Source organism: Paenibacillus sp. PL91, assembly GCF_012935325.2.
Taxonomy (GTDB): domain Bacteria; phylum Bacillota; class Bacilli; order Paenibacillales; family Paenibacillaceae; genus Pristimantibacillus.
In genome coordinates this window covers 14,168-35,584 of sequence record NZ_JABBYG020000023.1, presented here as the reverse complement: position 1 = coordinate 35,584, position 21,417 = coordinate 14,168, and the positions used below count along the sequence as shown (strand labels likewise).

Annotated in this window: 22 protein-coding genes and 1 tRNA gene; 13 read left to right on the top strand and 10 right to left on the bottom strand. The window is 46.0% G+C overall.

What is annotated here, in order from left to right; all coding sequences use genetic code 11:
* The first annotated feature begins 112 nt into the window (after window positions 1-112).
* Complete coding sequence (gene motA / locus HI950_RS30865; RefSeq protein ID WP_169090274.1) at window positions 113-913, top strand: flagellar motor stator protein MotA; 801 nt, start codon at window positions 113-115, stop codon at window positions 911-913.
* Entirely contained in the window at window positions 897-1,724 is an 828-nt protein-coding gene (locus HI950_RS30860; RefSeq protein WP_169090204.1) for a flagellar motor protein MotB, read from the top strand. Before motA ends, HI950_RS30860 begins: the two co-directional genes overlap by 17 nt.
* Window positions 1,725-1,801: 77 nt before the next feature.
* Here the strand turns inward: HI950_RS30860 and rluF are convergent, their stop codons facing one another.
* Genes rluF through HI950_RS30845 form a run of 3 tightly spaced genes read right to left on the bottom strand, consistent with a single transcriptional unit; the run spans window position 1,802 to window position 5,167 of the window.
* Window positions 1,802-2,503 (bottom strand): 23S rRNA pseudouridine(2604) synthase RluF, encoded by a 702-nt coding sequence (rluF, locus tag HI950_RS30855; protein ID WP_169090206.1) that lies wholly within the window; start codon window positions 2,501-2,503, stop codon window positions 1,802-1,804.
* A 7-nt stretch (window positions 2,504-2,510) separates the two neighbouring features.
* Window positions 2,511-3,296: an NAD(P)H-binding protein gene (locus HI950_RS30850; RefSeq protein WP_169090208.1), complete on the bottom strand. Its 786-nt coding sequence runs from the start codon at window positions 3,294-3,296 to the stop codon at window positions 2,511-2,513.
* A 44-nt stretch (window positions 3,297-3,340) separates the two neighbouring features.
* A complete protein-coding gene (locus tag HI950_RS30845) occupies window positions 3,341-5,167 on the bottom strand; it encodes an ATP-binding protein (protein WP_223285621.1) in 1,827 nt (608 codons plus the stop codon).
* 199 nt (window positions 5,168-5,366) lie between these two features.
* On the opposite strand from HI950_RS30845, the gene tadA reads away from it, so the two are divergent.
* Window positions 5,367-5,831: a tRNA adenosine(34) deaminase TadA gene (gene tadA / locus HI950_RS30840; RefSeq protein ID WP_169090210.1), complete on the top strand. Its 465-nt coding sequence runs from the start codon at window positions 5,367-5,369 to the stop codon at window positions 5,829-5,831.
* 9 nt (window positions 5,832-5,840) lie between these two features.
* On the opposite strand, the gene HI950_RS30835 is transcribed toward tadA, so the two are convergent.
* A complete protein-coding gene (locus HI950_RS30835) occupies window positions 5,841-6,032 on the bottom strand; it encodes an aspartyl-phosphate phosphatase Spo0E family protein (protein ID WP_169090212.1) in 192 nt (63 codons plus the stop codon).
* Window positions 6,033-6,119: 87 nt separating this feature from the next.
* Between HI950_RS30835 and HI950_RS30830 the strand changes: the two genes are divergently transcribed.
* The 6 genes from HI950_RS30830 to HI950_RS30805 all read left to right on the top strand — a co-directional run bounded on the left by HI950_RS30830 (window position 6,120) and on the right by HI950_RS30805 (window position 13,348).
* Complete coding sequence (locus tag HI950_RS30830) at window positions 6,120-6,536, top strand: hypothetical protein (protein ID WP_169090214.1); 417 nt, start codon at window positions 6,120-6,122, stop codon at window positions 6,534-6,536.
* Window positions 6,537-6,855: 319 nt separating this feature from the next.
* Window positions 6,856-8,043, top strand: coding sequence for a carboxylate--amine ligase (locus tag HI950_RS30825; protein ID WP_169090216.1), 1,188 nt, complete (start codon window positions 6,856-6,858; stop codon window positions 8,041-8,043).
* A 42-nt stretch (window positions 8,044-8,085) separates the two neighbouring features.
* Window positions 8,086-9,555, top strand: a complete 1,470-nt coding sequence (locus tag HI950_RS30820; RefSeq protein WP_169090218.1) for a UDP-N-acetylmuramoyl-L-alanyl-D-glutamate--2,6-diaminopimelate ligase — start codon at window positions 8,086-8,088, stop codon at window positions 9,553-9,555.
* 38 nt (window positions 9,556-9,593) lie between these two features.
* Complete coding sequence (gene asnB, locus HI950_RS30815; RefSeq protein ID WP_169090220.1) at window positions 9,594-11,441, top strand: asparagine synthase (glutamine-hydrolyzing); 1,848 nt, start codon at window positions 9,594-9,596, stop codon at window positions 11,439-11,441.
* Window positions 11,442-11,521: 80 nt separating this feature from the next.
* Complete coding sequence (locus tag HI950_RS30810) at window positions 11,522-12,589, top strand: C39 family peptidase (RefSeq protein ID WP_169090222.1); 1,068 nt, start codon at window positions 11,522-11,524, stop codon at window positions 12,587-12,589.
* A 45-nt stretch (window positions 12,590-12,634) separates the two neighbouring features.
* Window positions 12,635-13,348 carry an aspartate/glutamate racemase family protein gene (locus tag HI950_RS30805; RefSeq protein ID WP_169090224.1) on the top strand — a complete coding sequence of 238 codons (714 nt, stop codon included), beginning with the start codon at window positions 12,635-12,637 and terminating at the stop codon, window positions 13,346-13,348.
* A gap of 149 nt (window positions 13,349-13,497) precedes the next feature.
* Here the strand turns inward: HI950_RS30805 and HI950_RS30800 are convergent, their stop codons facing one another.
* The 3 genes from HI950_RS30800 to HI950_RS30790 form a co-directional block, all read right to left on the bottom strand.
* The gene (locus HI950_RS30800) at window positions 13,498-13,911 is read right to left on the bottom strand and encodes an organic hydroperoxide resistance protein (RefSeq protein WP_169090226.1); all 414 of its coding nucleotides are present in this window, start codon (window positions 13,909-13,911) and stop codon (window positions 13,498-13,500) included.
* A 329-nt stretch (window positions 13,912-14,240) separates the two neighbouring features.
* Window positions 14,241-15,326: a tetratricopeptide repeat-containing glycosyltransferase family 2 protein gene (locus HI950_RS30795; protein WP_169090228.1), complete on the bottom strand. Its 1,086-nt coding sequence runs from the start codon at window positions 15,324-15,326 to the stop codon at window positions 14,241-14,243.
* Window positions 15,327-15,499: 173 nt separating this feature from the next.
* Complete coding sequence (locus tag HI950_RS30790) at window positions 15,500-16,651, bottom strand: HD domain-containing phosphohydrolase (RefSeq protein WP_169090230.1); 1,152 nt, start codon at window positions 16,649-16,651, stop codon at window positions 15,500-15,502.
* A gap of 179 nt (window positions 16,652-16,830) precedes the next feature.
* Between HI950_RS30790 and HI950_RS30785 the strand changes: the two genes are divergently transcribed.
* The 3 genes from HI950_RS30785 (at window position 16,831) to HI950_RS30775 (ending at window position 18,106) form a co-directional block, all read left to right on the top strand.
* Window positions 16,831-16,907: transfer RNA gene (locus HI950_RS30785), tRNA-Arg, on the top strand.
* A gap of 207 nt (window positions 16,908-17,114) precedes the next feature.
* Window positions 17,115-17,549: a YhjD family protein gene (locus HI950_RS30780; RefSeq protein ID WP_169090232.1), complete on the top strand. Its 435-nt coding sequence runs from the start codon at window positions 17,115-17,117 to the stop codon at window positions 17,547-17,549.
* Between the two features lie 227 nt (window positions 17,550-17,776).
* On the top strand, window positions 17,777-18,106 hold the full coding sequence (locus tag HI950_RS30775; protein ID WP_169090235.1) for a hypothetical protein: 330 nt from the start codon (window positions 17,777-17,779) through the stop codon (window positions 18,104-18,106).
* Window positions 18,107-18,168: 62 nt separating this feature from the next.
* On the opposite strand, the gene HI950_RS30770 is transcribed toward HI950_RS30775, so the two are convergent.
* Both HI950_RS30770 and HI950_RS30765 read right to left on the bottom strand, forming a co-directional pair.
* Complete coding sequence (locus HI950_RS30770; protein ID WP_169090237.1) at window positions 18,169-19,518, bottom strand: FtsW/RodA/SpoVE family cell cycle protein; 1,350 nt, start codon at window positions 19,516-19,518, stop codon at window positions 18,169-18,171.
* On the bottom strand, window positions 19,515-19,847 hold the full coding sequence (locus HI950_RS30765) for a PadR family transcriptional regulator (protein WP_169090239.1): 333 nt from the start codon (window positions 19,845-19,847) through the stop codon (window positions 19,515-19,517). The genes HI950_RS30770 and HI950_RS30765 overlap by 4 nt, the downstream gene beginning before the upstream one ends.
* 214 nt (window positions 19,848-20,061) lie before the next feature.
* On the opposite strand from HI950_RS30765, the gene HI950_RS30760 reads away from it, so the two are divergent.
* Window positions 20,062-20,418: a DUF4870 domain-containing protein gene (locus HI950_RS30760; RefSeq protein ID WP_169090241.1), complete on the top strand. Its 357-nt coding sequence runs from the start codon at window positions 20,062-20,064 to the stop codon at window positions 20,416-20,418.
* Window positions 20,419-20,458: 40 nt separating this feature from the next.
* On the opposite strand, the gene HI950_RS30755 is transcribed toward HI950_RS30760, so the two are convergent.
* Window positions 20,459-21,304, bottom strand: a complete 846-nt coding sequence (locus tag HI950_RS30755; RefSeq protein WP_169090243.1) for a MurR/RpiR family transcriptional regulator — start codon at window positions 21,302-21,304, stop codon at window positions 20,459-20,461.
* Window positions 21,305-21,417 lie beyond the last annotated feature (113 nt).

Here is a 21,417-nt window from a genome sequence, read left to right as displayed (position 1 = left end):
ATTTTAACGGGTTCGCCTTCAAATCCTTCCTTTTACTCTAACTTCAGAATACCCATTTGACGATAATAGTAGAAGTAGAGAAATGTCGAAAATGATTTGGACGGGGTGTATGATGAAAAATTCAACAATTATCGGTCTTGTGCTAGGTTTAGTCGCTGTACTCGGAGGGATGGTCTTAAAAGGAGCACACCTGACGTCTCTTTTGAATCCCGCTGCCTATATGATTATTATTTTGGGAACGGTAGCCTCTGTTATGATCGCCTTTCCCATGTCCGAACTCTCCAAAGTCGGCAAGCTGTTCAAAATGGTATTCACAGAGCAAAAGCTGCCTCAGCGTGATGAATTGATACAGCGTTTCATGGAATGGGCTTCGATTACACGCCGTGAAGGCTTGCTTGCGCTTGAAGCAAAGGTCGATGAAATTGAAGATACGTTCCTTCGCAACGGAATGCGTATGATTATTGACGGCAACGATCAAGACTTCGTACGCGACGTGCTGCTTGAGGATATCGCCGCGACAGAGGACCGTCATAAAGCCGGCGCACTAATTTTCACGCAAGCCGGTACCTATGCGCCTACACTAGGGGTGCTTGGCGCGGTTGTCGGCTTGATTGCCGCACTCGCGGATATGAGTGATATGGATAAATTGGCTCACGCCATAGCCGGCGCATTTATCGCTACCTTGCTAGGTATTTTCACCGGTTACGTGCTCTGGCATCCTATTTCTAATAAGTTGAAGCGCATGTCTAAGAAGGAAATCCAAATCCGTCTTATGATGGTTGAAGGCCTTCTGTCCATCCAATCCGGCGTATCGACTATTGCCATTAATCAGAAGCTGTCTGTTTTCCTTACACCTACAGAAAGATTGAAGATGAGGGAGAAGGAGGAAGGCGCCGTTGAGCAGAAAGCATAGACACGAAGAACACGAGGAGCATGTTGATGAATCCTGGCTCATTCCTTATGCCGATTTGCTCACCCTGCTGCTTGCGCTCTTTATAGTGTTGTATTCCATGAACTCCGTCGACGTGAAGAAATTTGAAGAAATGTCCAAAGCCTTTAACATTGCACTCAGCACAGGCAGCGGCGTCCTCACCGAAACGGCCATCGTAAAGAGCGGCGAGGATGACGGGAAGAAGCAGGATGAAGAGGGCGGCAAGATCGATTCCAAGGATCAAAGCAAAAATCAGACTGATGCTGAGAAGGCTCGCGAAGAGCTCGTGAAGCAGGAGCAAAAGGATCTTGAGGATCTGAAGAAGAAGGTTGATGCGTATATCAAGAAGAACGGCCTAACAACCGATCTAGAAACGAAGCTTAATCTTTCCCAGCTTATGATCACGATCAGCGACAATGCTCTATTTGCCCCGGCGCAAGCGAACGTTAAGCCGGAATCGAAGGCACTCGCCATCGCAATCGGCAAAATGCTGCAGCAGTATCCTGATTACGAGGTCATCGTCTCCGGGCATACGGATACAACCCCCATCTCGACCGTCTTCTTCAAGTCGAACTGGGATCTAAGCTCGATGAGAGCCATTCGTTTCATGGATATTTTACTCGAAAATAAACAATTGAAGCCAGAACGCTTCAGCGCCATCGGCTATGGCGAGTATCGACCGGTAGCTGACAACAAAACGGCAGCCGGCAAAGCCAAAAACCGCCGCGTCGAGGTTTCCATTATTCACACGTATGCGGACGCGACCAATGCGCAAAGCCTGACCGTCAAATAAGCAAGCAAAAAAATCCCCTGCAGCCACTCGCTTAACGCGTGCGGTTCAGGGGATTTTCATCTTATTGCCTGTTTGGGTTACACCGGTTCATAGCTTAACGTCTCAAACAATGCTGCCTTCTCGGATTCAGTTAAATCTCTCCACTTTCCGACCTGCAGCCCGCCTAAATGAATGTTCATGATCCGCTGCCGCTGCAGCCTTCTCACATGGTAGCCGAACGCTTCGCACATTCTTCGAATTTGACGATTGCGTCCTTCCGTCAATATAATTCGGAACACGCGGTCCGTCACTCTCGTTACGACGCAAGGCAGCGTCATGCTGCCCAAAATATGAACGCCGCTTGCCATTCCTTTCAAAAATGCCTCCGTTACCGGCTTATCCACCGTTACCAAATATTCCTTCTCGTGCTTGCCCTCCGAACGGAGAATCGGATTTACAATGTCTCCGTCATTCGTAAGAAGAATCAAGCCTTCGGAATCCTTATCCAGCCTTCCAATCGGGAAAATACGTTCCGTATGGCCGACAAAATCGACAATGTTTCCTTTAATATGAAGCTCTGTCGTACTCGTAATGCCAACCGGCTTATTGAGCGCAATGTAGACATGGCGCTTCTGCTCGCCAATTTTGCGGCCATCCACTCGCACATCATCACCTGGCTCAGCCTGGCTGCCTAGCTGCGCCTTAGCCCCATTAATCGTTACTCGCCCGCTGTCTACGAGCTTATCCGCCTCTCGTCTGGAGCAATAACCCGTTTCGCTAATAAACTTATTAATTCTCAAAGCTGTTTCACCCCGTTGTATGTACTGCCAGATCGGCAATTTTATCCGATGGATAATAATGCATAGCTGCTGTCGCATTCTCTTTGCGTTCAGCCTTCTTCATTATAGTCTCACTTGCCGCAAGGTTCATTGCACGCGCGACATCCTCGCCTTTAATCGGCCGATACTTGCGCAGTGGGCCAACCATGGCGAATCGCAAACCTTTCGAAGCCCAAGCGCCGATGGATTCCCCGAGGCGAGCTGATGCCCTCTCACCTAGCAGAAGAGAAGGCTGAAATACATGAACATCCGGAATGCTAAGCCCAGAAAGCGCATCCTGCAGCTCACCCTTCACCCGGCTGTAAAACACGCTTGAGCTTGAGGATGCTCCCATTGCCGTAACGACGGAAAATAAAGAAGCGTTTGTTCGCTCAGCGAAGCGTGCCAGAGCAAGCGGATATTCATAGTCCACCTTGCGGAACGCTTCTCGCGTCTTGGCTATCTTTATCGTTGTGCCTAGCGTGCAAAATACAACATCGGCGCTTACCTGCTCCAGCGCCTCATCCAGCTCATCCAAAGATGCGAGTATTATATTTAGCTTGGAAAGCTCGTTTGCACGGCCTAGCCCTGTCACCTCTATAGGGCGTCTAGTGAGAACCGTAACGCTGCGCACTAACGGATCTTGGATCAGCTGCTTGAGCAAAGCAGAGCCAATTAGGCCGGTTGCCCCAGCCAATAGTGAGGTGTAGCCTCTTTCCCCGCCATGAGACGAACGTGGCTTGCTTAACTCCTCCGTGCCGGAACTTTGCTTCAACTTAGGTTCCCCCTTTCTTGACCCATGAGAAGCCCGATCTATTGTTATGGTTCTAGTATACCGTTCTCCGCTTCTTCTTTCAAAGCTGGAAGCATGACATGTATCGTTGTTCCTACGTTAACCTGGCTTTTGATATCCATCGTGCCGCGGTGGCTGTTGATGATCCGCTGGCTTACCATAATGCCAAGCCCAGTTCCCGTCTCCTTGCCAGTAAAGAAAGGATCGCCGATTTTAGGTATGATCTCGTCAGGTATTCCCGTGCCTTCGTCTGTTATTGTAATTGAAATATGCTCACGCTTGTGTGCAATAAGAATATGGATTTCCCCGCCGCCCGGCATCGCTTCAATCGCATTTTTCAGCAAATTAATGAATACCTGCTTTAATTGATTTTCCTCGCATGAAATCAGGCACTGATCCTCTGTAAAGGAAACACGAAACTCAATATTATGAAGCAGGGCTTCACTGTTCATTAGTGCAAATACATCCTGGAGGACATTTCTCACGTCCTTGGTTACGAACCTCGTTGCTTGCGGCTTGGCCAAAATCAAAAACTCTCCGACGATCAGATTAATCCGGTCCAGCTCAGACAGCATGAGGGCTACGTGGGATAGCGCAAGCTTCTTGCTCTCCTGCTGCAGCTGCAGAAAGCCGCGCAGCGTCGTAAGAGGATTTCGGATTTCATGGGCAACTCCTGCAGCAAGCTGCCCGACTGTCGTGAGCTTCTCCGATCTGCGCAGCAGCTCCTCCATCTTGTTGCGACTGCGCATATCCCTTGAAATGCTGGCAAAGGCACGAATCGTTCCGTCTGAATCCCGAATAGGCGAAATCGTGACGCTAACCGGAATCAACTCACCCGACTTGGTGACTCGCATCGTCTCCTGCGCGGGCAGCACCTTGCCCGATAATAGCTGGTTCAGCGTATGCAGCAGCTCCGCTCGGTGCGATTCCGGAAGAATCGGATAGATGAGCCCGATCGCCTCCTCCTCCTCGTAGCCGAAGAGAAGCTCGAAAGCGCGGTTTACCTGAATGACCCTCCCGTCCAAGTCATTAAGATGAATGGCATCGCTTGTGTGATTGATAAAGGATTCCAAATGCTCCTTCATACGCCGGTTTTCCTCAAATGCTTTGCGCAGCTTGTTCATATAAATGCTTAAGTTTTGCGACATTGCATTGACTTTGAGCGCAAGCAGCCCAAATTCATCCTTCCGCTTGATGCGAATCGGCTGCTGGAAGCGAGCCGAAGAAACCTCGTTCACCTTCCACAAAATATCCTTGAGCGGCCTGATCATAACACCAACTAGCCAATAGCTGATGATGAGCACGAGTACCATAATGATGCCTGTATAGATTAACGTATCATTGCGTTCCTTACTAATGCGATCCTGGATACCTTCTCCATCATAGACGACGCTTATAATATAATTGCCCATGCTTTCCGTAAAATAGAAGCTCCGAAAATAAGTCTTGCCGTTGATTTTCATTTTTCGAAGCACAAAGCCTGTGTTCTTCACTTCGGCTATAATGGAATGGTCGGTCTTTGAATCCATATACGAGTAGGCACCGAAAGAAACCGACAACGAGTCTTGCTCAAATACGGTAATTTCCTTTATATTTGGATTTAATGATTTTACGATGTTAAAAATATGATCAGGTCCGGTACGATCTCCTTCGACAGGCTTAAAGCCTGTTCCCGTTTGATTCTCGTAGGAGGTGAAGGAATTCGCAATATGCATCGAGGTATCCTTCATGGAATTACGTGCTTGCTCTCGCATATCACGAATCATCGAATATTCGTTTAGGAAATGATGGCAAATAAAAAACGTCAACACAATAAGCGTAATCAAGACGGAGAATTTCATCTTAATTGACAATGAATGACACATCCTTTTACTCGAAAACGTTTTTATTAACAGCTTATACACATTACTAACAGCCATTGTGCACAGTACTGAATAAATTGTGAGTATTTATGTGCATATCGTGTCAGTTATCCACAAAGTTATCCACCACATGTTAACAACAGAATATTTGTTCGGTGTATAATGATTTTTTGTAAAGGGGTTATTGTTTATGAATAGAGAGCTTGAAGATCAAAATTGGATGCTGGAAGCCATCGCAGAAGCCAATAAAGCTGAGCAAATCGGTGAGGTGCCTATCGGAGCCGTTATCGTTAGAAACAATGAAATTATCGGGAGAGGCTACAATTTGCGCGAAACACGGTTTGATCCAACCGCGCATGCTGAAATGGTGGCCATTCGTGACGCCTGCGAACGCATCGGCGCTTGGAGATTGTTAGATTGTACGTTGTATGTCACATTGGAGCCTTGTCCCATGTGTGCAGGTGCAATTGTTCAATCCCGGGTTAAGCGTGTCGTATACGGAACAACGGATCCGAAGGCGGGTTGTGCCGGCACGCTCATGAATTTACTGCAAGAGCCCCGTTTCAACCATGAAACGGAGCTCACTAGTGGTATTTTACAGCCTGAATGCGCTTCGTTGTTAACGCAATTTTTCCGTCGACTGCGAGAGAGATAGCTGACTCTGCTAATTGTCGCGGCGTATTGTAATAGGGGTTATTTCGTTTTTTTGTATATGCTGCAACGCAACAATAAGTTGATCGGCCTCTTCGCTTATCGCCAGAACATCCGGATCTGTTAAACTGCCGCGTGCTTCGGCTATTTCATGAAGCTTTAGCCGCAGCGACTGCAATTGTATAAGCAAGTGTTTTTTGTCCATAGCTCGCTTCGGGGCACGCTCCTTATCTAGCACTCGTGTGGTATTGGATCTATTATACTCTTTGAGTTATAAGGAGTTTGTAAAAACTTGTCGACGAACGCAGACAATTTTCGGGCATTATTCGACAAAATGAAGTTATTTGTTCCATTTTATAGTTCTTTATTACTAAAAAAATCAAATATTTTTTGGGAATTTAACCATTCTATTCTTAAGGGACTAGTTAAATGTGCGCATATGCTAAATGATATGCACAATCAAAACCATCATTTTTTTGTGATTTGCACCTTACTTTTTGCAGTGAAATGTATACCAAATGTATACCAAATATATCCTGTCGATAAGCCTCAAACTCTTTTACGCTCGCTCGTTTTCTCTCGTTTACTGAGACAGCAAAGAGATTTTTATGCCTTCCAGCCAATTGTCAGCAATAACTTACAGCAGCTCGAAAATCAATATGGGGCGGCAAGTTACTTATATGCTGCACGATTTCGTTATGCGATTTAACGACAAATATCCCGAAAAATCGTTGCGGCTGCATGCTTTTGCAGTTGTCGAATTACAGATAAATCTGTTGGCGAATACAATAAATATTTCCATTTTATCGCACTAACTACTAGCGTTTTACTACTAATTGAGCAGGCGCAACTCATGCGTCTGCTCTTGTTTTTCTATGCCCCTATATAGACGCTAAAAACCGCTTGCCGTCCATGATTATGAGGATAAATCCATTTGTATTATAAGAAACTATGAAGTAAAATTATTTAAAACATATGAAGTATTGCATATAAAATAAACATAAATTCGGATGTCGGGATGTGCCTTTGTGAATAATAAAGCAGTTATTTTAGGTTGTAATTATTATATTGGTTTAAGCACGATTCGTTGCCTTGGTATTAACGGCGTACATACGGTTGCTGTTGATTATTCTACTAAAGATACCTACGGCGCGGATTCAAAATATACGTCCGAGAGATTAATTTCTCCACACTATAAAGAAGATACAGCTGCCTTCATTCGTTTCCTGAAGGATTATGCCCGCAAGCAAAGCGCGCCTCCTGTTCTAATTCCTTGCCATGATTCCTATCTGGAGGTCATAGATGAGCATTTGGAGGAGCTGAGAGAGCATTATCTCATTCCGCAAGACGTTCCAGGCATATATTCAGATATGATGAATAAAGAAGTACTACAGCGACTCTCCCTCGAAAACGGCGTTGCCGTACCGGAAACGGTTCGAGTGGATGAAGACCGCTTCTTCGAAAAGATCGACGAGATCATCAAGTTTCCTTGTATTGTGAAGCCCACCGATTCGCCTTCCTTCGTCGCGAAATTTAGAAGGAAGCTATTCAAGGTGCATAACCGCGCTGAACTCGAGGATGCACTCTCAAAAGCAAAGGAAGCGAGCTTGGAGGTGATCGTACAGCGTATCATTCCAGGCTTTGACGATCACATGTATACCTTTGACGCTTATTTAAACCAAGATTCCAAAGTAACGCACTGGGTAACCTGCCAGAAATTCCGCCAATATCCGATAAACTTTGGCGCATCGGTCTATACGGGACAAAGGTACGTACAGGAGCTGTTCGATATCGGCGCTCCTTTCCTAGAGAAGATGAAATGGAAGGGCTTTGCGGAAATCGAGTTCAAGAAGGACGCCGAAACCGGCAAGTTTTATCTGATCGAGGTCAATTGCCGAATCACCAACCTGAACAACCTGCTGTATAAGGTAGGTGTGAACATTCCTTGGATTACTTATCAAGAACTGACAGGCGGCAACATTGTGCCTCCCAAAGCCGTCAAAGAGAATACGAACCGCGTATTCTGGTACGGATATGAGGACATGCTTGCCGTTCGCGACTATATCAAGACGGGGCAGCTGACGTGGAAGCAAGTATTCGTATCGTTGTTTAAGCCTAAGGCTTATGCGATTTGGGATTGGAAGGACCCTAAGCCGGCCTTCTCCTATGCTGCTATCATTGGCGGAAAACTAACGAAGAAGCTTCTAAGAAAATAACCCGCACACAAAGGAAATGGTCACTAGAATGGAGCTGATCGGATGTTATTGACCTCTTTACTGAAAGATCTTGATTACACGCTCATAAAAGGCGATGTACATATAGAAATAAGCTCCGTAGCCTATGACTCCAGAGAGACTCAGGCTAATGGCGTATTTGTTGCGATTTCCGGTTTTTCGGTAGATGGGCATCAATTCATTGATAAGGCGATTGCGCTTGGCGCGAGCACGATTGTTGTAGAGAAGGATGTCCTAATCGAAGCTGATATAACGGTGCTGCAGGTTGCCAATACGCGCGAAGCGCTTGCCCGGATTGCTGCCAACTTCTATCAGCGTCCTACGGAGCAAATGAACCTAATTGGCATCACAGGGACAAACGGAAAGACGTCGACCACCTATTTTCTGAAATCAATCTTCGAGCAAACGGGAACTTCTCTTGGCATTATCGGCACAATCGGTACAGTTATCGGCGACAAGGTGTTCCAAAATAAAAATACGACGCCAGAGTCACTGAATTTGCAGCGCATCTTCGCCAATATGATCGAATCCCATATGAAGCATTGCGTGATGGAGGTCTCCTCGCATGCGCTCAATTTGAGCCGCGTTGCTCATTCCAGCTTCAATACCGGCATCTTTACCAATCTGACGCCAGATCATCTCGAGCTTCATCACACGATGGAGGAATATTTCGAAGCGAAGGCCAAATTATTTGCGATGACGACGGATTATAACATCATTAATGCGGATGATCCGTACGGCAGAATCCTTATCGATCGATTGAAGAGCAGCGGTCCAAGGCTCCTTACATACGCCATCGAGCAGGAAGCAGACATTTATCCGTCGGACATTCAATATTTTGCTGACTATACGACTTACACCGTTAACACGCCAAAAGGCAGCATCGCTATTAAGGTGAATCTCCCGGGAACAATCTACGTTTACAATAGCTTAGCAGCTATCGCAACCGCTTATTGCAACCAATTCAGCTTGCAGCAGATCGCGGACGGGATTGTTGCCGTTGAAGGCATCAAAGGCCGGCTAGAGGTCGTTTATCAGGATGAAGACACCAAAATCATCGTCGACTTTGCGCATACGGAGGACAGTCTGGAGAAGGCTTTGACGACGATCCGGCCTTTTGCCAAGGGCAGAATCATTCTCGTGTTCGGCGTTTATGCCTCTGACGGTGAATCCGGCACGGATAAGCGCAGAGCGATGGCCAAGGTTGCCGCTACGTTCGCCGATTTCTCCGTCATAACCTCGGATAATCCGAAGGAGCAGGACAATACGCTTATTATCCGGGAAATAGTTGAAGGCATCGAAGCGCATAATGGCGCTTACGAGGCTATTGTCGACCGCAGAGACGCGATTGCGTTTGCGATTGAAATCAGCAGAAAAGACGATGTTATTCTAATCGCCGGCAAAGGCCATGAAACGACGCAAATTATCGGCAAGACGGAAATTCCTTTTAATGAGACGGAAATCGTAAAGGAAATCAAACAAAGAACAAAGTGACGGTGCCCTGAAAATAAAGTAAATGAAAGGTATTGCATATGTGTGGTTTTGTAGGTTTTGCAGACAGTCGTCCAGACGTTGATCAGGTGTCCATCATTAGAGATATGATGGATACCATCGTTCATAGAGGCCCCGACAGCGGCGGCATCTATTCCGATGAAGAGGTAACATTAGGATTTCGGCGCCTGAAAATTATTGATATGTCTGAAGAAGCCGGCCAACCGATGTACAACGAGGACAAGAGCTGCGTGCTTGTTTTTAACGGGGAAATCTACAATTATCAGGAGCTTCGCGAAGACCTGCTGCTTAAGGGACACACCTTTGTAAGCCATACGGACAGCGAGGTCATCATTCACGCTTATGAAGAGTACGGCGTTCGGCTGCTGCAGAAGCTCCGGGGCATGTTTGCTTTTGCGATCTGGGATACGAATAAGGAAACGATGTTTCTTGCCAGAGATTTTTTTGGCATCAAGCCGCTTTATTATACGCAAAACACATCGGACCACTCTTTCCTATTCGGCTCGGAAATCAAAGCCTTTTTAATGCAGCCCGCTTTCCAAAAAGAGCTGAACAAGGATGCGCTAAAGCCGTATCTCACCTTTCAATATTCGGTCATGGATGAGACGTTCTTCAAAGGCGTGTATAAGCTAAAGCCAGGTCATTATATGATTTATAACAAAGGGTCTCTTGAGATTAAGCCCTATTGGGACGCTAGCTTTGAGGCAGAAGAGAATAGCCTTGCCAATTACGTCGACCAAATTAAAAGCACGATGAAGGAATCGGTTGATTATCACCAGATTAGCGATGTTAAAGTCGGCTCTTTCTTGTCCGGCGGCATTGATTCCAGCTATATTACCGCCTTGCTTAAGCCAAACAAGACGTTTTCTGTCGGCTTCCAGGATTACGAGGGGAATTTTAACGAGACGAATCTTGCTGAGGAATTATCTGATATTTTAGACATCGAAAATCATAAAAAGCTGGTTACGGCCGATGAGTGCTTCGAGCTGCTGCCAACGATTCAATATCATATGGATGAGCCGCAGTCCAATCCTTCTTCTGTACCTTTGTATTTCTTAGCGGAGCTGGCGAGCAAGCATGTGACCGTTGTTCTCTCGGGCGAAGGCGCGGACGAAATTTTTGGTGGATATGATTGGTACGACACGACGCCAGCCATGAAAAAATATAAAAAGCTGCCATTTGTAGTAAGGCGTTCGCTCTCCCTACTCGGCAGCAAGCTGCCAAAACACAGAATCACCTCCTTTGTGGTAAAAGGCGGGCAGCGTGTTGAGGAACGTTTTATCGGACAGGCTTATGTGTTTGATGAAGCTGATGCGATAGCCGTATTGAAGGATGACTTTAAGCATGGACCTTCCGTACAAAGCATCACAAAGGAAGTATATAAACATGTGCGCGGCAAGGACGATATTACAAAAATGCAATATGTCGATCTGAAGCTTTGGCTTCCGGGCGACATTCTTCTTAAGGCAGATAAAATGAGCCTTGCGCACTCCATTGAGCTGCGGGTTCCTTTTTTAGATAAAATGGTGATGGACCTCGCTTCCAAGCTGCCCGCAGAACATCGCGTGCATAAGGGCAATACGAAGCATGCCTTGCGTACGGCGGCGAAGGAAGTGCTGCCAGATGAATGGGCGAACCGGCCAAAGGTCGGGTTCCCCGTACCGATTAGACACTGGCTCAGGCAAGAAAAATATTATAAGCTCGTGAAGGATATGTTTCTCTCCGACCGGGCTAAGCTTTTCTTTCATACCGATGAGCTGCTGAAGTATTTAGATGCTCATTACTCGGGCAAGCAGAATTATGCCAGGTATATTTGGACGGTATACGTATTCCTTATATGGCACAAGACGTTCTTCGAGCAAGCGTAACCGGCTAGCGCATTCGAGGCTGCCATGACCGCTACGCACTGTAGCAACTAATACAGCGATACAGTAAAGGGAACTCCATCATGAAGAGAATCGTAAAGCTACTGGTGTTACTGGGTATTATCTTTTTCGTTTATACGTTGTTTAATAAAGAAGACGCTGCAAAAATAAACAAGGAAACGGCCAAGCAAACGCCAACCGCCGCTCCTTCACCCAAGATCGAGCAAGGTACCCTTACCATCGTTAATACGGATGAGGCTGCTGAACAGCCGATTAAAGGCGCCGTATTTACGATTACAGCTGCCGGCAGCACCAAAGTCATCGATACATTGACTACGGACGCAACAGGCAAGGCAACGTCTAGTTTGCTTGATTATGGCACAAGCTATACAATTAAGCAGCAGAAGGTCAGCACGCCCTATCAATTGTCGGAGGAAGAGCACCGCTTGACGGTGAATGCACCCGAGCAGCAGCTTCCTGTTACCAATCCCGTGCTTTTGCATGTAAAGGATTTCGAGAGAAAAGACGATGGCACGATCGAGATTAAGAAGGTATATATCGATGTGGATACCGTTATGCAGAAGCCTGAGCTGCCTAATGGCTGCGAGATTACTTCTTTAACCGCTGTACTCAATTATTATGGCTATGAGGCTACAAAGACGGAGATGGCGGACGTATATTTGCCAAAGCAGCCTTTTTCCTCTAAGAACAATAAACTTTATGGACCCGATCCATACCAAGCATATGCAGGCGATCCAAGGCAGCTTAAAGGCGGATTTTTCAGCTTCGCTCCTCCTATCGTAGAGGCGGCCAATCTGTATTTTGATGCCATAGGAAGAAGCAGCAGCACGGCTGATATAAGCGGGAGCACGCGGGAGCAAATCATGGAGCAGCTTGATAAAGGCATTCCTGTCGTCACTTGGATTACGCTTGATCTCACGCCGCCAAAAATGAATTATGGCTGGTACTTCAATGATACGGGTGAATATCACTCGGCTCCAGTTAATTTGCATGTTGTCGTGCTTAATGGCTACGAGGACGGCATCGTGCATGTCATGAACCCGTTAAAGGGACAAGTGACCTACGATGCGGACAGTTTCTTTAACAGCTATGATGAAATGGGAAGCCATGCTATGATTGTCGGTAATTAAAAGGTTATCAATCAATTAAACACTTCATTAAAAGTAGGTTGAACTATGGAAGCTAAAAGCTTAGGTGTCATAGGCGGAATGGGCCCGAAAGCAACATCGGTATTTTTTGACCATGTGATCGAACAGACTGCAGCAGACCGTGATCAGGACCATATCAATATGGTTATCCTCAATCATGCCACTTTGCCCGATCGGACGAGTGTCATATTGAGCCAGAAAGGCGAGTTGTTTCTCGAAGCGGTCGCGAAGGATTTGAAGCTGCTTGAAGCAACCGGCGTATCGAATATTGCAATCCCTTGCAATACGTCCCATTATTTCTATGACGAAATGCAGAAGATGACCAGCATCAACATCATCAACATGGTGGATGAGTCGCTTAAAGTGATCTACGATGCATATGGCGAGCACTGCAAGGTCGGCATTTTAGCAACGAATGGAACCGTAAGCAGCGGTGTATACCGCAAAGGCTGCGATCAGTACAATATGCAGCTCCATGAGCCCAGTGAAGAGGTTCAAGAACATGTGATGGATATTATCTACAATAAGGTTAAACGCAATTTGCCGGTTGAGCCTTCAGAGTTTGAAGGCATTATCCAGCATCTTTTGGAGCATGACCAATGTCAATGCGTCATTATCGCATGCACCGAGCTATCGTGTATTCCCATTCAGAGCGAGATCGCAAAGCATTGTGTCGATGCCATGGCCGTGCTTGTTCAGAAGTCTATCGAGCTATCCGGCAAGCAGTCCATCACGAAATAAAAGCACAAACGAGGCCTATGGAATCCACAGCTTACGCTGACGGCAAGCTGTGGTTTGGGTTTCGCTGCTGCGATAAAAGGTCCGCTAACATAGAAAAAATCCGGAGATCGTCTCCGGATTTTTTTTTGATATGAGCAGTTGATTATGAATTAAACATGATTAAGCTCCACGTTGATGTTGCCGCGAGTTGCTCTCGAATATGGACATACTTGGTGAGCCGCTTCAACCAATTCCTTAGCTACATCCAGCTCTACACCTGCAACCGAAACATCCATCTTCACTCCAAGCTCATAGCCTCCGTCATCATCCTTGCCAAGCGTAACATGTGCAGTCACTTCTGTTTTTTCCACTTTAATTTTCTTCATTCGAGCCACTAGGTTAAGCGCGCTCTCAAAGCATGCCGCATAGCCTGCCGCAAAAAGCTGCTCTGGATTGGTCGCTCCGCCTACTCCTCCAAGCTCCTTAGGAGCTCTCACTTCAAGATTCAAAATATTATCGCTCGATACGAGCTTGCCGTCTCTTCCACCTGTCGCCGTTACTGTAGCTGTGTATAGATTTTTCATGTTCAATTCCTCCAATTAGGTTTGTTTGTTCGTTCTTGCTGTTCGAATAGCTGCAAAAGAAACGGCATGGGTTTGCTTCATTCCGTCATTTGGTATGACATCATGCTTTCTTATTACCCAAATCCTCTTGTTCTATTCTCTTCAGCAGAACCAACAACGTCTTATCAATTTCATGCAATTAAGTTTTATACAATGTAATATACACCCGCCTTTCATTGTTGTCAATAGCCTAGTCATGATATCAACAAAAAAAGCGGCCCTCTCCCTATATCTCGGAGGCGGTCGCCTGATGTGCGTATTCGATTGATGGAACATTGCGTAAGCATCTTTTATATATCAGCCTTCTTACCAAGGCGATTCATTAAATACGAGCGGTTCGCCAAAATCCGCTCATCCGTTGGTCTGAAAATGGCCGCCTTTTCGTTATGCTCATACGCTTTTTCGTACTCGCCAATGCGATCATAGCAGACGCATAGCTGCAGATTCGGCAGCCATGTGGAGCAGGCTATGTTTTCAAAGCCCCAGCTCTCCTCCGGCTTTTCTGTCGTTAGCGCAAGCTTATACCAATAAATGGCCAGCTTTGGCTCACTTCTCTGCATGAAATAATAGCCTAATCGGCAGCAAAATTCCGCTCTCGGCTTATCATAATGAAAGGAGCGAAAGATCGAATCGACCGTATTGCGCGTATCATGAATCTCGCCATAACAATCGGCCAGCCTGCTGCAGGCAGCCACGTTATCCTCGACCCAGCCTTTTTCCGTCGCAAGAAATTTATTGTAATATTTTATGGCAGCCTCAAACTTTCCATGGTCTTTAAGCTCGTTGGCATAATAAAACAGATCGCGCGGTGCAAAGATTTCTCCTTTGGCTAAGCGCTGCTCATATATGTTCAAATTGCGGTCACTGTCATGGCGAATGCTGCTATGCGTTACCGCCACGTCACTATGCAAGATGTGACCATACACCTCTAGGTATTCGTGTACCGGGCCAATCCATTTAAATGCGCGCTCCCGCTTCACAAGTCGATTCCGCCTTAATTTAGTGGTGACGTTGCCGAACTCATCGAACGCCAGATGATATTCCATCGAAACCGAGTCAACGTCCGGGTTTAAATGCTGCTTCAAGCTTATTAGCTTCTGGCGATCAGATTCCTTCAATATATCATCCGCATCCAGCCACATAATATGTGATTGGGTTGCCAAAGAAAAAGCAAAGTTGCGAGCTGCTGCGAAATCATCGATCCAGGTAAAATGCTCAATTCGGTCGGTGAATTCTCTCGCAACCTGCTCCGTCGAATCGGTTGAGCCAGTATCCACAATAATAATCTCATCGGCGATGCCTTTCATGGAGGAAAGACATCGTCCGAGTGTTTTCTCTTCATTTTTGACAATTAAGCATAGGCTTATCGAAATCAATAAAATCACACTCCCGTGAGTCGATTAGATTGATTCATCATATTCCTGTGTAATATTCCTGTTACTTCTGGAGCATTAACGCAATCGAATAATCGATACGGCCGCACCAGCGCTTCCGCAAGCATAAAAAAAGACCTCATTGGAATTCTCCAACGAGGTCCTGCCAACTGCTGCTAATCGATTTCAGGAATATCGGCTTCACGATCTCTCACTTCAAGAATACGAGGCAGCTGCTCAAAAAACACATCAACCACGCTCGGGTCAAAATGGCGGCCTCGCTCTTCCGTAATGAGCGCTAATATTCGATCCAGCGGCCAAGCCGCTTTATAGATACGTGAGCTGCCTAATGCATCGAAAACATCCGCTAGCGCCGTAATACGTCCGTATATATGTATGTCTTCGCCTTTAAGGCCTTGCGGGTAACCTGAGCCGTCCCATTTCTCATGATGCTGCAAAGCAACGATTGCCGCTGCGCGAAGAAGCTGCCGCTTCGAATTTCGCAGAAGCCGAAAGCCGATATCAGAATGCTGCTTCATCTGCTCGAACTCTTCATCCGATAGCTTCCCCGGCTTTTGCAAAATAGCATCAGGTATGGCTACTTTGCCGATATCATGCATCGGCGAGGCGTTCCGAAGCATGTCTGCTTCGGCCTCGCTCATTCCTAAGCCTAACGCTAATATATAGGAATAGTGGGCGACACGATTAACATGATTGCCCGTTTCCTTTGAGCGGCCCTCGCCGATTTTGCCCATCGCCAAAATAATTTCTTTTTGCGTCTCGATAATTTCATCATGAAGCAAGATCGATTCTAGCGATTTTCCTGAATAGGCTGCAGCAAGCGACAAATAATCCATATCCTGTGCCGAAAAGGTCTGTTTGACAGTCAATTTATTGATAGCCTGATAAGCGCCGATGACTTCTCCCTGATTGTTGCGAAAAGGGATCGTCATAATCGACTTTGTCCGATACCCGGTCTTCCGGTCGTTATCCGGATTATGTCTCGGATCCTCATAAGCATCATCGATAAAAATAGGCTGCCCCGTGCTAATCGAGCTTCCTACGAGCCCGCTTCCATAAGGTATACGAATTTCCCCGACACCGTGAGCGACAACTGTAAAGAGCTCATTGCGCGCAGCATCAATGAGCCATACGGTACAACGGTCGGCGACGACCATTTCTCTTCCCATATTCGCCATTAAAATGAGCACGGACTCCAATTTTTTCTCATTAGCAATTTTAGCTGTATATTCGAAGATCACCTTGAGCATCTGTTCAGGCGACAAATCTAATTTATAAGAGTGGGGTTCCTTGAAGTTTTGATACATGCAGAGCACTCCTCCAGCCGTTCGAGCTCAATACCACTCCAACTATTCGCCTTCATGGCATTTAAATCCTGCTTTTCATACAATATTTGAGAGGTTTTTCGACAAAAAATGCAAAATTTACATCCGCTTTTGGAATCTTGCTTACTTAAAAGCACACATGCTATAATAACTATTGCTGCGCGTCCGTAGCTCATCCGGATAGAGCAAACGTTTCCTAAACGTTAGGTGGGAGGTTCGAGCCCTCTCGGGCGCGCCATTTCAAATTTTTCAGTATTGTCAGTGACGGATAAGTCTCCGCAGGGTCCAGCACCTATGCACGGTACCAACGCTAACTATCCCGCATGCATACAACACGACCTTCTGCGAATAATCGTAGAAGGTTTTTTGTTGTAAAAAATGATAGCTTCGATATGTTGACTACAGAACGTTTGTTCGCATATAATGTGCATGAGGTGATTTACATATGGCCATGCCGTTATTCGAGATAAACGATCCTTCTCTACAACGTCCACCTGCAAGCGAGGAAATTCAGCTTATACACGATTCCATTATCCTCCCGCTAACGCTTATCGTAGTCGAACGAAATAGGCGCGAGCTGGACCGTAAAGCCCGGGCATTACGTTCTATATTCGCTAAAGCAGCAGCTCTTATTATGCTGCAAATAAAGGCTGACTTGACTATGAACACCAAGGCACTAATCCGCAAAGGCATTACCGTTTGTATGAACAACAGCTCTAATGGCAACATTAGCTATCGCTATAATTGCCGAGGATTCGAAGAAACAGTAGCCTTCTCTCACGAATACATACGCAATGAAATAAACAAGCGAATTTCGGCTTATAATGCTGAGATTTTCACCAAGGATGCTTCCTTCCATTCAAACAGGAATACCCTATAATCGCAGGCAGTCTTTCAATGAGTCTCGTTAATCAGCGAGGCTTTTTTTGTAGTCCTCTCCACTATGCTCAAGCAACAGCCCTTCTTCAAGAGCACTTTCATGTACTCTTGCGTTGAAAAATTGTAACCTGTACGCTGTTCGCTGCGTAACAAATAAAAGTAAGCAAAATGCTGTTTTTGCATACTCTGCCATGAATATCTTTAATCACCTGATTAGGAGGAATAAATATGAAGGCTGCAGGTACGCTGTTATTAGTAACTGCTATAATTGAAGCTATTTTGGGCATTCCCGTACTAGGGGGCGCGTTGGTCATATTTTCAGGATACACCCTGTTGTTTGCAACGCTTGTTCTTCACATTGTGACGCTTGTTTTTTGCTCCCAGCATAATAAACCGATCGTAGGCAGCATTCTAGGTATCGTTACATCGGTTCTAGCTTGGATTCCCATTCTCGGCATGATCATGCACCTAACGACGGCCGTATTTCTATTCATTGCTGCATCCAAAAAAGATCACCACGTCAATCCGCCATACCCGCCCGCTCCGGGCAGCTTCTAATCACAAAAGAGGGCTATCCAACCGTAGAATTTTCTACAGCAGGATAGCCCTCTTTTTGTGGTTTAAGCTTGAGCCTCGCTATTTAGCCGGCTAATCATATTCCTTCTCCGGTGTACGCTCAGAATTAATCCCATCGCCATTAATTCGATAATGCCGTTTGTTCCGCCATACGAGACGAATGGCATGGTCATTGCCGTTATCGGCAGAAGGCCCAATGACATGAGTATATTCCATCCGAAATGCATACCTATTACTGAAAATAAACCAACGACTAGGCCTCTGGCGTAAGGATCCTTGAGCATGCTTGCAACGCTAAATGCTTTGCCAATTAGTATTAGCGTTAATACCACTATGCAAAAACCAAACACCCAGCCGAGGCTATGCATCAAATAAGTGAAAACCATTTCGCTTTGAACAAATGGAATCATTGTATTTTTCGCGCCAAATCCTTGTCCCCACATTCCCCCTGAAAGTATGGCCTCTATTGATCGATGTGTTACATAAAGTGAGTCATTGGATGCATTTGGGTTCAGGAGGGCCGTGTATCTATGCCATACAGCTTGATAACGAAAAGGATTGAGCGTTAACAATGTTATACCGATGAACGCTAATGAAGCCAAGCTTATGAAGAACACTTTGTATTTCTTAGCAACATACAGCATCAGTATCATTAATCCAAAGCCATATACGATGAAATCATGAAAGGAGTGAGCTTGGCTATACAAAAACGTAGGCACGAAAGCATATAAAAGAATCATTTTAGCCAGATGCAGTGACTTTATTAATGATCCCAACTTTTCCGTCTTCCGGTCCATTAGCATTCCTGCAAAAGCAATCATAAACAAATAAGGAGAAACGCCATAGACGTCAATGGTATGCGCCCCAATCGCTATCCAGCGTTTCATGCCATTAATCTCAGTACCGATTATATTACAGGCTACCATTAGCAAAACAGTACCGCTGTAGAGATACCATGAGTACTTTCTCCATTTTCGATAATCCATAAAATAAATACCGATGACGAGTACAACACCTATCGCTGTATACAATACTTTTTTAAAAAAGAATTGAGATGTACTTTGTTCACCATAAGCAAACTGCAACGCATACACAGCAAGCAAACCAATGCCAACCATAATAGCGACTAAGGCAGCTAGCCCCCACTCCATCACTGGCTTATGCGCCGCATGCAGCCGCTTGCCGATTTGGTCTGGATCACCCATCTGTGCTAAAGCCTGGCGTGTCGCCTCCTCCACTGACAGCCCGTCGCCAAGCTTGTCTTCCACCAGCTCGTCCAAATGACCTGTGATCTCAAGCTGAATATCAGGATGCACCTCTCTTGCCTTAACATGCCCGCACACTTGCCTTACGTATTGCTTAACCGACTCATGCTGAATGCTATCCTTGCTCATGCATGGCCCTCCCCGATCACGCGATCCACCGTCGTTCGAAACAGCGTCCACTCCTGCTTCTTCTCCTCCAGCTGCCCTTTCCCACGCTCTGTAATACGATAATATTTGCGTTTGCGGCCGCCTTCCTCGTTCCAATACGATTCCACCAGCTGCTCAACCTCGAGCGTATGTAAAATCGGATAAAGCGTGCCTTCCTTAAAGGTAAATACGCCGCTGGAGCTGCGTTCAATTTCTTTGGCCATCTCATAGCCGTACATTTCCTTACGTTCAAGCAGCGTTAAAATTAAAATAACCGTGCTGCCCTTCATAAGCTCCTTATTAATCTTCATGGCTTCCTCCCTCTTAAGTATCGAAATTCTATGCATCGAATATCTATGTATAAGAGTATATAATGGTCTATTGCAGATTTCAACCTCACTTAAAGAAAAGATTGTCAATTCCCCTATTCGCTGATATATTTATGCATATCCTTCAGCCCCGCTAACGTATAAGTACATAAGTCAATTTAATCAACTGTTCTTATCAAAAGGGAGGAACTATACAATGAATCAACCTTTCGGGCTGCATAAAGAAGAAAAAACGTACGGTATGCTCTGCCATCTGCTCGCTTTCAGCGGAGTCATCATTCCGTTTGGCAACATCCTTGGCCCGCTTGCCATCTGGCTTATGAAGAAGGACCAATCCAGCTACGTAGATATGCACGGCAAGGAATCGCTCAATTTTCAAATCAGCAATGCCATTTACACCATCATTTCCAGCCTGCTCATTTTTGTACTCATCGGCATTATCACCACTCCGATTTTGTTTGTTTTCTGGATCGTTTTCACCATCATCGGTTCCATTCGCGCATCCGAAGGGAACGGCTACCGTTACCCCTTGACGATTCGTTTCTTCAAATAATACAGGAAGGCGCCGGAACCAATAGGTTCCAGCGCCTTTTCTATTTAGGCAGCTGCGAAGCATATTTCTTCCGCAGCGCATGCAACCGGTCAAGCTGCTCCAGCGCCTGCGGCCCGCGCCGCTTCGTTACGGCAACCGATAACGCATCAAGGAGCGCTACGGGTGCTGCCATCGAATGAAAGCCCTCTAGCTCGCCACGATCGACCTGAAGCACAATATCGCTCTGCTCCAGCATATCCGATACGAGCAGGTCAGTAATAAGAACCGTTGTATAGCCTGCCGTCCGAGCATGCTCAAGCAGCACCGTTAATTCAGGCGAACGCCTTACGAAGCCAAACATGAGCATAACATCCTCAGGCCCCGTATGAGCTAGCGATTCCAGCAGCTCGCTGCCGCTGCCCGCCATACCTTCGATTTGCACGCTAACGCGGTTCAACCGGAATCGTATTAGCTCTATTAAACTAGCTGCCGCCCCTGTGCCAAATACATAAACCTTCCTTGCGCTATGAATCGCCTCTACTGCATTATGGAACTGCTCCCGCTCTACCCGCTTCGAAGTAACCTCTATGTTAGCCGCCGCCATTTCCAGCATCTCGCTGGCGACATCCGCCTCTTCATGCTCGACCTTATTTAAAATTTGCTTCATCTTGTGAGCAGGCGTTGCATGCTCGCTTTGCAGCAGCTGTTTTTTGAAAGCTTTTAAATTAGCGAACCCAATCGTCCGCCAAAACCTCGACACCGTAGCCGTGCTTACACCTACCGCCTGCGCGATATCCTCCTCCGTACAATACGGAATGTGGTGCAGCGCACCCACCACATAGTTGGCAATCGATTGCTGACTCTTTGACATATTGTCCAAATCCATTTGCAATTGAAAGGCTGTCATATTCAGCTACCTCCCTATCTCTCCTCACAAATCTACTTTTCTAAATGGAGTATAACACCTTTTGATAATAAATGATAATTTTATTTCATATTTTTATTTTTGTATTTTATTTT

What these genes read in the sequence shown, in the direction of transcription:
- HI950_RS30760 (WP_169090241.1), top strand. Translation starts at nt 20,062, where the DNA reads ATGAATCAACCTTTCGGGCTGCATAAAGAAGAAAAAACGTACGGTATG.
- HI950_RS30800 (WP_169090226.1), bottom strand. Translation starts at nt 13,911, where the DNA reads ATGAAAAATCTATACACAGCTACAGTAACGGCGACAGGTGGAAGAGAC.
- HI950_RS30770 (WP_169090237.1), bottom strand. Translation starts at nt 19,518, where the DNA reads ATGAGCAAGGATAGCATTCAGCATGAGTCGGTTAAGCAATACGTAAGG.
- HI950_RS30755 (WP_169090243.1), bottom strand. Translation starts at nt 21,304, where the DNA reads ATGACAGCCTTTCAATTGCAAATGGATTTGGACAATATGTCAAAGAGT.
- HI950_RS30780 (WP_169090232.1), top strand. Translation starts at nt 17,115, where the DNA reads ATGGCCATGCCGTTATTCGAGATAAACGATCCTTCTCTACAACGTCCA.
- HI950_RS30810 (WP_169090222.1), top strand. Translation starts at nt 11,522, where the DNA reads ATGAAGAGAATCGTAAAGCTACTGGTGTTACTGGGTATTATCTTTTTC.
- HI950_RS30820 (WP_169090218.1), top strand. Translation starts at nt 8,086, where the DNA reads ATGTTATTGACCTCTTTACTGAAAGATCTTGATTACACGCTCATAAAA.
- tadA (WP_169090210.1), top strand. Translation starts at nt 5,367, where the DNA reads ATGAATAGAGAGCTTGAAGATCAAAATTGGATGCTGGAAGCCATCGCA.
- HI950_RS30835 (WP_169090212.1), bottom strand. Translation starts at nt 6,032, where the DNA reads ATGGACAAAAAACACTTGCTTATACAATTGCAGTCGCTGCGGCTAAAG.
- motA (WP_169090274.1), top strand. Translation starts at nt 113, where the DNA reads ATGAAAAATTCAACAATTATCGGTCTTGTGCTAGGTTTAGTCGCTGTA.
- HI950_RS30775 (WP_169090235.1), top strand. Translation starts at nt 17,777, where the DNA reads ATGAAGGCTGCAGGTACGCTGTTATTAGTAACTGCTATAATTGAAGCT.
- HI950_RS30765 (WP_169090239.1), bottom strand. Translation starts at nt 19,847, where the DNA reads ATGAAGATTAATAAGGAGCTTATGAAGGGCAGCACGGTTATTTTAATT.
- asnB (WP_169090220.1), top strand. Translation starts at nt 9,594, where the DNA reads ATGTGTGGTTTTGTAGGTTTTGCAGACAGTCGTCCAGACGTTGATCAG.
- HI950_RS30790 (WP_169090230.1), bottom strand. Translation starts at nt 16,651, where the DNA reads ATGTATCAAAACTTCAAGGAACCCCACTCTTATAAATTAGATTTGTCG.
- HI950_RS30805 (WP_169090224.1), top strand. Translation starts at nt 12,635, where the DNA reads ATGGAAGCTAAAAGCTTAGGTGTCATAGGCGGAATGGGCCCGAAAGCA.